This is a genomic window from Novipirellula sp., from assembly GCF_041583735.1.
Taxonomy (GTDB): Bacteria; Planctomycetota; Planctomycetia; order Pirellulales; family Pirellulaceae; genus Novipirellula.
Genome location: NZ_JBFHFD010000301.1, coordinates 1 through 9,766, shown reverse-complemented (window position 1 = coordinate 9,766; position 9,766 = coordinate 1). Strand labels below are relative to the sequence as shown.

8 protein-coding genes and 1 tRNA gene are annotated in these 9,766 nt (G+C 55.8%); 7 read left to right on the top strand and 2 right to left on the bottom strand.

Annotated features, from left to right (window positions below; genetic code table 11):
• Nucleotides 1-37: 37 nt before the first annotated feature.
• Nucleotides 38-124, bottom strand: a tRNA-Ser gene (locus ABX962_RS20380).
• A gap of 129 nt (nucleotides 125-253) precedes the next feature.
• Between ABX962_RS20380 and ABX962_RS20375 the strand changes: the two genes are divergently transcribed.
• From ABX962_RS20375 to ABX962_RS20350, 6 genes are read left to right on the top strand one after another with little or no spacing between them, the layout of a single operon-like run.
• Nucleotides 254-661 carry a GntR family transcriptional regulator gene (locus tag ABX962_RS20375; protein WP_372721858.1) on the top strand — a complete coding sequence of 136 codons (408 nt, stop codon included), beginning with the start codon at nucleotides 254-256 and terminating at the stop codon, nucleotides 659-661.
• Nucleotides 658-1,614, top strand: a complete 957-nt coding sequence (locus tag ABX962_RS20370; protein ID WP_372721857.1) for an ABC transporter ATP-binding protein — start codon at nucleotides 658-660, stop codon at nucleotides 1,612-1,614. Before ABX962_RS20375 ends, ABX962_RS20370 begins: the two co-directional genes overlap by 4 nt.
• Nucleotides 1,604-3,286 carry a hypothetical protein gene (locus ABX962_RS20365; protein ID WP_372721856.1) on the top strand — a complete coding sequence of 561 codons (1,683 nt, stop codon included), beginning with the start codon at nucleotides 1,604-1,606 and terminating at the stop codon, nucleotides 3,284-3,286. Before ABX962_RS20370 ends, ABX962_RS20365 begins: the two co-directional genes overlap by 11 nt.
• Nucleotides 3,287-3,319: 33 nt before the next feature.
• Complete coding sequence (locus ABX962_RS20360; RefSeq protein WP_372721855.1) at nucleotides 3,320-5,152, top strand: carbamoyltransferase; 1,833 nt, start codon at nucleotides 3,320-3,322, stop codon at nucleotides 5,150-5,152.
• Complete coding sequence (locus tag ABX962_RS20355) at nucleotides 5,152-5,559, top strand: SxtJ family membrane protein (protein ID WP_372721854.1); 408 nt, start codon at nucleotides 5,152-5,154, stop codon at nucleotides 5,557-5,559. Before ABX962_RS20360 ends, ABX962_RS20355 begins: the two co-directional genes overlap by 1 nt.
• 9 nt (nucleotides 5,560-5,568) lie before the next feature.
• Nucleotides 5,569-5,775, top strand: coding sequence for a DUF5989 family protein (locus tag ABX962_RS20350; protein ID WP_372721853.1), 207 nt, complete (start codon nucleotides 5,569-5,571; stop codon nucleotides 5,773-5,775).
• 214 nt (nucleotides 5,776-5,989) lie between these two features.
• On the opposite strand, the gene ABX962_RS20345 is transcribed toward ABX962_RS20350, so the two are convergent.
• Nucleotides 5,990-7,756 carry a hypothetical protein gene (locus tag ABX962_RS20345; RefSeq protein ID WP_372721852.1) on the bottom strand — a complete coding sequence of 589 codons (1,767 nt, stop codon included), beginning with the start codon at nucleotides 7,754-7,756 and terminating at the stop codon, nucleotides 5,990-5,992.
• A gap of 961 nt (nucleotides 7,757-8,717) precedes the next feature.
• Here ABX962_RS20345 and groEL point away from each other — a divergent pair.
• On the top strand, nucleotides 8,718-9,766 hold a 1,049-nt coding region (groEL, locus tag ABX962_RS20340; RefSeq protein ID WP_372721851.1), incomplete at its 3' end, for a chaperonin GroEL.

The window sequence follows — 9,766 nt, the reverse complement described above, 5'->3', positions numbered from 1 at the left end:
GTTGCGGATTTCGCAGACCGCTGGTCAATCTCCGAAGCGGATGGAGTGGGATTCGAACCCACGGTAGAGTTACCCCTACGGCAGTTTTCAAGACTGCTGCCTTCGACCACTCGGCCACCCATCCTGTGTTGGCATAGACTCTACCAAACCCCAACCGCGGACGAAACCGAGGTTTGCAGGTTCCCAGAGCAGATTTTTTTGGTTGACTTCGCTGCCTTACTCTTGTATTAATGTATTAACACAAGGGTTCGTGATGCAGATCCACATTTCTAGTGACGGCGCTCCGATCTATCAACAGATCGTCGACCAGATCCGTTTTCGAATCGTTTCCGGGGTGATGCGCTGCGGTGACGAATTGCCAACGATTCGCGGTCTGGCCGAGAGTCTGCGAGTCAATCCGAACACCGTCGCGCGGGCCTATCGAGAACTCGAGCACGAGCAGCTGGTCGAGAAACGGCGAACCACCGGGACGTTTGTCTCTGAATTGGCTCCGCGGCATACCGCCAGCCAGCGGCGCCGCATGATGACGCCCCACGTCGACAAACTGTTGACACTTTCTCGCCAACTCGGGTTCGAGTTGGATGAACTGATCACGTTGCTACAGAAACGGGATCTTCAATTCGATCGTCCAAAATCCGATCACGCCGAGGAGCCATCATGAGTCGTTTCGATTCAAATTCCCCGCTTGCCGTTCACGTGACCGGGCTGTGTCGTTCGTTCCGTGGTCGCCCGGCACTCGAAGACATCGAGGTTCAGATTCCGGTCGGAAGCGTTTTTGGTTTGGTGGGGCTCAACGGTGCGGGCAAAACGACACTGATCCGGCATCTGATCGGAGCCTTTGTGGCTCAGCAAGGCACCGTCCGCGTGCTGGGGATGGATCCGGTGGCCGATTCGCAATCGGTGCTTCGGCGTGTCGGTTATTTGACCGAAGAAGATTCATTGCCGACTTGGATGCGGGTCGGCGAACTGGTCGATTTTTCTCGAGCGATCTACGACACTTGGGATGACGTTTATGCGACCAAGTTGATGGACCTGTTCGGTTTGTCGCGATCGGACAAGTTGAGTTCGCTATCGAAGGGGTTGCGAGCGCGAGCAGGATTGCTCGTCGCGATCGCTTATCGTCCCGAACTGTTGATCCTGGATGAACCGAGTAGCGGCTTGGATCCGTTGGCTCGCCGCGACATCCTCGAAGCGATCATCCGTACGATCAGCGAAGAGGGGCGGACGGTTTTGTTTTCGAGTCACCTGTTAGATGAAGTCGACCGGGTGTGTGATTCGATCGCGCTGATGCGAGCGAGCCGGATCATCGAAACGACGACGGTGGATCAATTGCAAACTCGCTACGAAGAGATCGTCTGTCGCAGTGATCCGCAATCGCCTCCGGCGATTCGCGGCGTTTTCGCTTGGCAGGGGGACGATTCAGAGTGGTCCGGTGTCATTGACCACGAGGTGGTCCCGGAAACGGAGTTTGTGGTGCCGGCGGAGGTGAAGTTGATCTCACGCCGCGAAATCACGCTGCATCGCTGGTTCACAGCCCGTGCGGGAACCGAGCAATCCAGTGCGTCTGAACTTGGCAATGATCATCTTCAAGAGGTGACTTCGGATGTCAGATAGCCTCGCGATCATGCGTTTGACCTGGTTGAAAAACCGCTTCCTACTGACGTTCTTCGTCGGCATCATCGGGATCGCCGAAGCTTTGTTGTTTGCGATCTCGCGACAGGAGGCTCGTTTTGATTCATTCGCGTCGGTCATCCTTTGTGTTGCATTTTTGCCTGCGATGTCGTGGGGGATTTTTGCCTTGGACGTCTCGCCGCTCGGAAAGCTCGATTCCTGCGAAAGCGGATATTCGCACTGGTTGTTGCGGATGCCGATTGCGAATTGGAAGCTCGCGCTGATTCCGATTGCAATGAAAACCGCGTGGGTATTTGCGGTCTGGTTCGTCGTCTCAAAAACGTTAGTCTGGTTCGGAGCATCCACATGGATCTTGATTCCAGCTCTTATCGTGGCAGCAACCGGAACCCTGATTTCCGCGCTCGCATGGCGTCCGTTTCGATCAGGAGTCTTTCGGATCTGGATGCTTTGCATATTGGCGCCGGTCTCATACGGATTGTGTCTAATGGCGATCGGCGGAAAAAGTGAAGCTAACTTGTCATCAACTGCCGAGCATGGATTGGCAATCGCCGCGGCGGCCTATTTCCTGCTGGCGGTGGGAATCGCTTATCGTGCCGTCACGGTTGCCCGGCACCACGTCACCGGAATGATTCCCGCAGACGCATCGGGATGGGTGGCTTGGCTTTGGAATCGGTTGAGCTGGGATCGCATCGGAGAGCAGGCAGCACCCCATCGCAGTCCGGTACGAGCATTGGTGTGGCACGATCTACATCGCTCGCGAGCGTACCGAGTCAATTCGTTTTTGTTTATGGCATGTCCAGCCATGTTGGTCGCTTCGCTGTTTTCTTGGGCGCCGGTGGCGTTGGCCATCATGAGTGTGATGGTCATGTTCTTTGTCGGCATGGTGTCGGCAGCTCGGTCGCTCGAACCCGAGACGCAGCCATCGATGTCGACACTGCCGACCTATCTCTCCATCAGTCCCCTATCGGACACCACAATTGCCTGGACGCGATTCACAATGATCGCGGGCTATTTGGCTCTGTTTTTGTCGCTGTCGATCGTTTTCTACGGCGTCTGTATGATAGGGCCCGAAAACCGCGAGAATTGGTCTCGGTGGGCGACGTGGTTAGCATCGCAAGACACCGTCACGGGCACGGCCACGATGGTGGGGCTGCGTGTGACGCTTGCGACCCTGGTTTTTATCAGCCTGTTGCTTTGGGGGGTGTCGTGCAGCTATGTGTGGGTGCCAATGTACGGGCACCGGTGGGTCGATGTTGGTGTGGTCGTGATGAGTGCGGTAGTGGTGTTCGCGTTGCTTTTTGCAGGGGTGCGTTGGATCATTGTACAGCCGGATTGGCCGACACTGACTGCGTCATTGTTGCTGTTTCTCGAGCGATTAAAGATGATCGGTTACGTCGCGGTGCTGGTAAAATTGGTCTTGATCGTTGGGACGACCGTCGTAGTATCGCGAAGTCATGTGGCTTCCTGGGCGTCGCTGCTGCAGGTGATTGCAGTTTGGGCGTTGATCACGCTGGCGGTGGGGGGTGGCTTGTTTGGTTTGATTCCCGACTCGCGATTCACTTTGCCGGTCTGTTTGACCTTTGCCGTACTCGTCCTGCCGTTGCCGAGCGTGCTTGTATTGCCACTTGCCCTAAATCGAAACCGACATCGTTAGCGTTTCGTTCTGATCGAATTGACTTTGGCCATCATGACATTGATTCTTGGCATCTCGGCGTTTTACCATGATTCGGCCGTTGCGGTTATTCGCGATGGCGAGGTGGTTGCAGCGGCCAGCGAAGAGCGTTTCACGCGGAAGAAACATGACGCATCGTTTCCGGTAAACGCCATGCACGAATGTCTGCGGATGGCGGACGCCGATGTTGGCGATCTTGATTACGTCGGTTTTTATGAAAAACCGTTCTTGAAGTTTGATCGGCTGCTGGAAACCTATTTGGCCTACGCGCCGGCAGGTTACGGCAGCTTCTTTCGGGCGATGCCCCGTTGGCTGCAAACAAAGTTGCATCTGCCTCGTGAAATCCGCAAACAGTTAGGGAGCCCATACCAACGCCGGATCGTGTTTTGCGAACACCACGAATCGCACGCCAGTAGTGCGTTCTTTCCGAGTCCCTTTGATGAAGCGGCAATTCTAACCATCGATGGCGTGGGCGAATGGGCGACGACAACGTGGGGCGTCGGCCGCGGAAACCGTATCTCGCTAAAAAATGAAATCCGATTTCCGCATTCGCTAGGTCTGCTCTACTCGGCGTTCACCTATTTCTGTGGATTCAGAGTCAACTCGGGCGAGTACAAATTGATGGGGTTGGCTCCGTACGGTGAACCCACGTTTGTGGATTTGATTTTGAAACACTTGATCAAGATTCACGACGACGGCAGCTACCGGCTGAACATGAGCTATTTTTCGTACGGTCATACGCTACGCATGACCGATCGAAAAATGGAGCGATTGCTTGGCGTCACACGCCGTAAACCGGACGAGCCGATTCGCAAAGTGGATAAGGATCTCGCCGCAAGCATTCAGCGGGTCACCGAGGACGTCGTGCTGCGAATGGCAAGCCATGTCTTCGATCAAACCAAACTTGATTCGTTGTGCATCGCGGGCGGGGTGGCGCTGAATTGTGTTGCCAACGGACGGCTATTGCGAGAAGGACCGTTCAAACAGATCTGGGGTCAACCTGCTGCCGGTGACGCCGGAGGGGCACTTGGGGTTGCCTGGCTGATTTGGCATCAATTGCTCGGCAAGCCGCGTGTTGCCAAAGCGATCAGTGCCCAGCCGAGTTCGCTGCTTGGACCGCCTGCGGATCGCGAAGACGATTTGCGGGCGCTGCGAGATCATGGTGCAGTGATGCAGCACCTGCCGCTAGACGACGAGCTTGATATTGCGGCAGCCAAGCTTCTTGCCGATGGGAATGTGATCGGTTGGGTCCAGGGCAACATGGAATTTGGGCCGCGAGCACTCGGCGGACGCAGTATCCTCGGCGACCCTCGGAACCCTGAGATGCAATCGGTGATGAACGTCAAAATAAAGCGTCGAGAGTCGTTCCGTCCTTTCGCGCCAAGTATTCTCGCAGAGCACAGTCATGAGTATTTCAAAATGCCCAGCGGCGATTCGAGTCCATACATGTTGTTCACATTTGATGTGCAAGAAAAACGACGCCTGGCGATGGATGAGTCGGTTTCGCCTGGTATCGAAAAGCTAAGACCGTCGCGAAGCGAGCTGCCTGCGATCACCCATCTCGACAATTCCGCACGGGTGCAAACGGTCAGCCCGCAACGGTATCCGCGTTTTTACGGATTGCTGCGGAAGTTTTATGAAGAAACGGGGTGCCCTGCGCTCATCAACACCAGTTTTAATGTACGAGGCGAGCCGATGGTTGCAACGGCGGCCGATGCGTACCGCTGCTTCATGGCGACGGAGATCGACGCACTGGTGATCGGAAACTATCTCATGCTGAAAACCGAACAACCAGAATCGGCTCGTCAATCGAGCCAGCAATATCTCAATGAATTGGAGCCGGACTAATGTCACTTCTTGATCGCAACGCAGTTCCTTCGCGTTCAATGAAGCGATGGTTTGGACTTTCTTTGTCCACGCTGTTTCTGATTTTTGCGTTAATGCTGCGGCATGACGCAAGCCGCGTTTCCATGGCTCTGATGGTCGTGGCTGTGTTGCTTGGCGTGATATACTATTGCATACCGGGGACACGATTGCGGGTGATTCGAGCTTGGCAATATTTCACGTATCCGCTTGCCTGGGGGATCAGTCACCTGTTGTTAGGAGCTGTCTTTTTCGGGATCGTCTTGCCCACGGGGATCATGCTCCGGTTGCTAGGGTATGATCCATTGCGATTGAAGAAACGCGATTCCGCTTCCAACTGGATTCAGCGTCGTGAAGACAACGATATCTCCCGATACTTTAAACAGTTTTAAGTCGACCTGATGGACGAACCGCAACGTGCTCGAGAAAACGAATTTGAAAAACAAGCCAAAGGTGAAGACCTCGGGTTCCTGCAAGAATTTTTCCTGTTTTTGCGAGAGAACAAAAAGTGGTGGCTCGTGCCGCTGATGGTCTCATTGTTATCAATCGGCGTGATCACGTTTCTAGCTAGCAGCGGCGGCGCCCCTTTTATCTACACGTTCTTTTAGGCCGCCAGTTAATTGTGAGCCGAAGAGTTGCCAGTGGGGTTTATCCTTGCCGTCGGGAGGATCGGCTGGCTCTGGATCACGGTGATGGCCTTCAGCGAGGGCGAAACACTTTGGGGCGTCAGATGCCAGATCATCTCGCCGCCTTGTCTCATTTTCGGATTGATGAACCTGCAAGAGTTGAAGATACCGTTCGTCCTGGTGCTGGTCGGACGTGTTACGGCCGAATGGCGCCCCAGCCGGATTCTTGACGTTTCCGCTTCGGAGGTGTGCGAGTTTCGGGCTGGCGGACTTCCATCGAGCGAACCTCGCTCTGATAAGTTCGGTTTACTTGATGACGCGATTCCGATTCCAGCGTTTGCTTTCGCACGAGTGCCGCTTCGCGAACAGGGATCGAATAGTTGCCACGGTCACGGTTGGATGCGTTGATCGGCTGCTCGCTGTTGGGGGGCAGCGGTGGGGCTGTCAGCGGGCGGTCGCTCTTGCTGGGTTGTGGTTGCACCTCGAGTGTTTGGCGCTGAAACGGCGAGATGTATTCAGGTGGCGCCTGGATGGGATGGACGCTCGAGTAGCCCCGTTGGCTTGGCTCTTCGTTTGCTGCGGTGATCATCCGGTCGGACGCTCCTTGTTGGTTGGATCCGAAGACCGACGAGTCGGCTGGATTCTGCAATCGCCACTCCGTTTTCGTTTGCGGTGTCGCGTCCGAATTTGAGCTGTCGCTATTTTCTTCCAGATAGCGGTCGATGTCGCTGCGATATCCATTTTGATCGTCCGATTGACTTGGACGTGATGATTCGAGGCGAGGTGGGTCCAACGGAGCACGGTCGCCGTTTGTGGACGATGGGGCGCCCGACAGCGGTTCGGTGTTGGGGACGTAGCCGCTGCTAGGGGCGGTCGACGGGATCGGAATCGTCATCGAGTTGTTCGGTGACGAGACGGCGCCCGTTTGATTGACGCTGCCAAATGGGCTGGGCGTGTAGGGCGATGCCGATCCGTATGCCGAGCTTTGGCTGAAACTTGGTGGAGTTTGTCCACCGCTGAGGCTCGGTGGATTCATCGGCACTGAATCGCTCGGGGCTGCGAACGGATTATTGGTTCCCGAGGTAGAGCCAACCGGGACCGGTTGACCTATTGGCACAGGTTGCCCGATCGGTGTCGGCTGATAAACGCTGGGTTGGTTCGCGCCCAAGCTGCTGTAGGGTGATCGTTGAAGTTGATCCAGGTACGACGTACAGCCCTGTTGTGTTGTTACCGTCGTGCCGGAAACCGGGTCCACCGCAGTGACGGGACGATAGTAGGTGACAGGGGCGCGGTAGTACGACGAGCGATAGTTTGTGCCAAACAATGCACCGAAGAAACGTCCCAATCCTCCCACGCGGGGCTGAGCGGGGACGACAAACGGCGGTGCCACTTGAGTCGCCGGAATCGCTGTGGATGGAGTCGCGTAGGCGGCCGAGTACGATTGTGAAGGCATCGATTGCATCGGGTACGCATTGTAGCCGCCAAAGAACGATGACGTCGGAGCATTGCCACGTAGCGATTGCGCAAGTGGAACGCTGCCCGCGGGAATCGGAATCGACGTCGATGGCGGATAGGCTGTCGCGATCGGCGCCGACGTTCCGTTGATCGGCAGGCTGTACGAGGTCTGCGCAGTCGCTTGCGGCGTGACCGGCATGCCGCTGTAAACCGAAGGATTGTTCAGCGTGTAGGCAGGCCGCTGTGCTTGATACACACCGCTGATTTGATAGCGAGGCGTCGTCGTCGGAACAAGCGGATTCGAGCCGTACGCCGAGCTATAAAGGGCGCTGCTTGGGGACGCAGCTGCATAGGGCGACGCTGGTGCATAGCCAGCTGAGTAGCCCACCGGAACGGCTCCGTAGTTCGCACTGTAAGGATAGGCAGCCGAGTAGGGCGCATAGCCAGCGGCGTAAGCGGTTTGGCGTCCAAAAAGCCAGTCGGTCAGGCAACAAGCAGATGCATCCACTGTCGAAAAGCTAACAGCAGCAAATGTGATTAAAGCGGCTAGGCGTCGTCGTTTCGACATCCAGATTACCCGTGCGTGAGAAACGTGTTCGCTCGCACAGACCCAAGTCCGCGCGAGACTACATGAGCAAGTGGACGTCCGAAGCAGCGCTGGGTCAACGTTTCTTGAATGAACTTCCTTTGAATGGTAAACGTTTCCGGTCAGTTGATAACGGTTAAAACGATCGCGGTGAATTTATTGCCCCCCAACGGTCCGCGTGCCGACACCTAGCGTCCACCGCCGCTCGCAGGATCGTCGGCAGTCTTTTGCCGCTGCAAAAGCGAATGGCAATGGGATGCTGTGTTGTCGATGTCGTCGCCGCTACGCTTGCCAGAGCGTGGAGTGATTCAACGCATCTCCACTGCCTAGCGACTCTCCACTGCCTAGCAACGGTGCCTGCCGTTTTGTTAACGCGTCTAAGCCTCCTTTTTGGGGGGGTGCGTCAGGAATGAGATGCACATCCCAAGCCTGAGCAGAAAGTTGCGTGCCGGGCTTGCGGAACTCCCTCGTCGAGATGGTTGGCGTTGCCCCCGGGCTAGCGTCGGTTTGGTCAGGTCGCACCTTTGCTTCGGTTCTGCCAAGCTGACACGAAAGGATTGTCGCCAGCTCGTACCGAATCGACGTGTGTTTTTGTAAGTGATTTGTGATAAACGACTTGCGTATCTTTTTCTGGGCGTGGCACACGGGTTGCTCTCCAGAGGAGCCAACCGGCTGGCTGCTGCCACCGTTGCAGACTTACGTTCATCCGCAAGGATAGGGCGGGTCGTCGATCCAAATTGGAAGACCGACCGCCTCCTTCGCGGCAGAATCTTATTTTCGATCCCATCCCTTTACTTTGTTGTTGTTTGGCACTCATGTCCCGCTATAGGGGGCGAGCCTGGGCGGCAACATTCATTAGACGAAACCACAGGAGAAAAACGTCGTGGCAAAGCAAATCGTTTTCGACGACGATGCACGCGGGCCATTGTTGGCCGGTGTCAGCAAATTGGCGCGAGCCGTCCGCAGCACCTTGGGACCTCGCGGTCGCAATGCCGTGTTGGACAAAGGCTGGGGCTCACCCAAAGTCACCAAAGACGGTGTGACGGTTGCTGAAGACATCGAATTAGACGATCCGTTTGAGAACCTTGGGGCTCAACTCGTCAAAGAAGCTGCTAGCAAGACCAATGACGTCGCTGGCGACGGCACCACCACGGCAACGGTTTTGGCCGAAGCAATTTTCCGTGAAGGCCTGAAAATGGTCGCCATGGGCGCCGACCCGATGGCCCTTTCCCGCGGTATCGCCAAAGGCGTTGATGCCGTAGTGGCCCAGATTGGCAAGCTGTCCAAGCCAATCGACGAAAAAAGCAAGAGCGACATCAAGCAAGTCGCCACGATCGCAGGCAACAACGATCCCGAAATCGGCAACGTGTTGGCCGATGCGTTCACCAAAGTGGGTAAGAACGGCGTGATCACGGTCGAAGAAGGCCGTACGAACGAAACCACCGTCGACGTTGTCGAAGGGATGCAGTTCGATCGCGGATTCCTGTCGCCTCACTTTGTCACCAACCAAGACGAAGTCTCGGTGGAACTCGACGATTGTTACGTCCTGCTCTTCGAAGAGAAGATCAGTGCGAACAAGAAGATGATTCCGTTGTTGGAAGCGGTCAGCAAATCGAAGAAACCATTGTTGATCATCGCTGAAGACGTCGAAGGCGAAGCGTTGGCGACTTTGGTTGTCAACAAGATGCGCGGCATCTTGACCGTCTGTGCTGTGAAGGCACCTGGTTATGGCGATCGCCGCAAAGCGATCCTCGGCGACATCGCTGTGTTGACCGGCGGAAAGGCGATCTTCAAAGACCTCGGTATCGATCTGGAAAGCGTCAAGCTGAGCGACCTTGGCCGTGCCAAGAAGATTCGTATCACCAGCGAAGCGACCACCATGGTTGGCGGTGCTGGCAAAAAGGCCGATATCGAAGGCCGCGTTGAGCAGAT

Bases quoted from the DNA above. Each gene is read 5' to 3' on its own strand.
- ABX962_RS20350 (WP_372721853.1), top strand. From the start codon at position 5,569: ATGGACGAACCGCAACGTGCTCGAGAAAACGAATTTGAAAAACAAGCC.
- ABX962_RS20360 (WP_372721855.1), top strand. From the start codon at position 3,320: ATGACATTGATTCTTGGCATCTCGGCGTTTTACCATGATTCGGCCGTT.
- ABX962_RS20375 (WP_372721858.1), top strand. From the start codon at position 254: ATGCAGATCCACATTTCTAGTGACGGCGCTCCGATCTATCAACAGATC.
- ABX962_RS20355 (WP_372721854.1), top strand. From the start codon at position 5,152: ATGTCACTTCTTGATCGCAACGCAGTTCCTTCGCGTTCAATGAAGCGA.
- ABX962_RS20365 (WP_372721856.1), top strand. From the start codon at position 1,604: ATGTCAGATAGCCTCGCGATCATGCGTTTGACCTGGTTGAAAAACCGC.
- ABX962_RS20370 (WP_372721857.1), top strand. From the start codon at position 658: ATGAGTCGTTTCGATTCAAATTCCCCGCTTGCCGTTCACGTGACCGGG.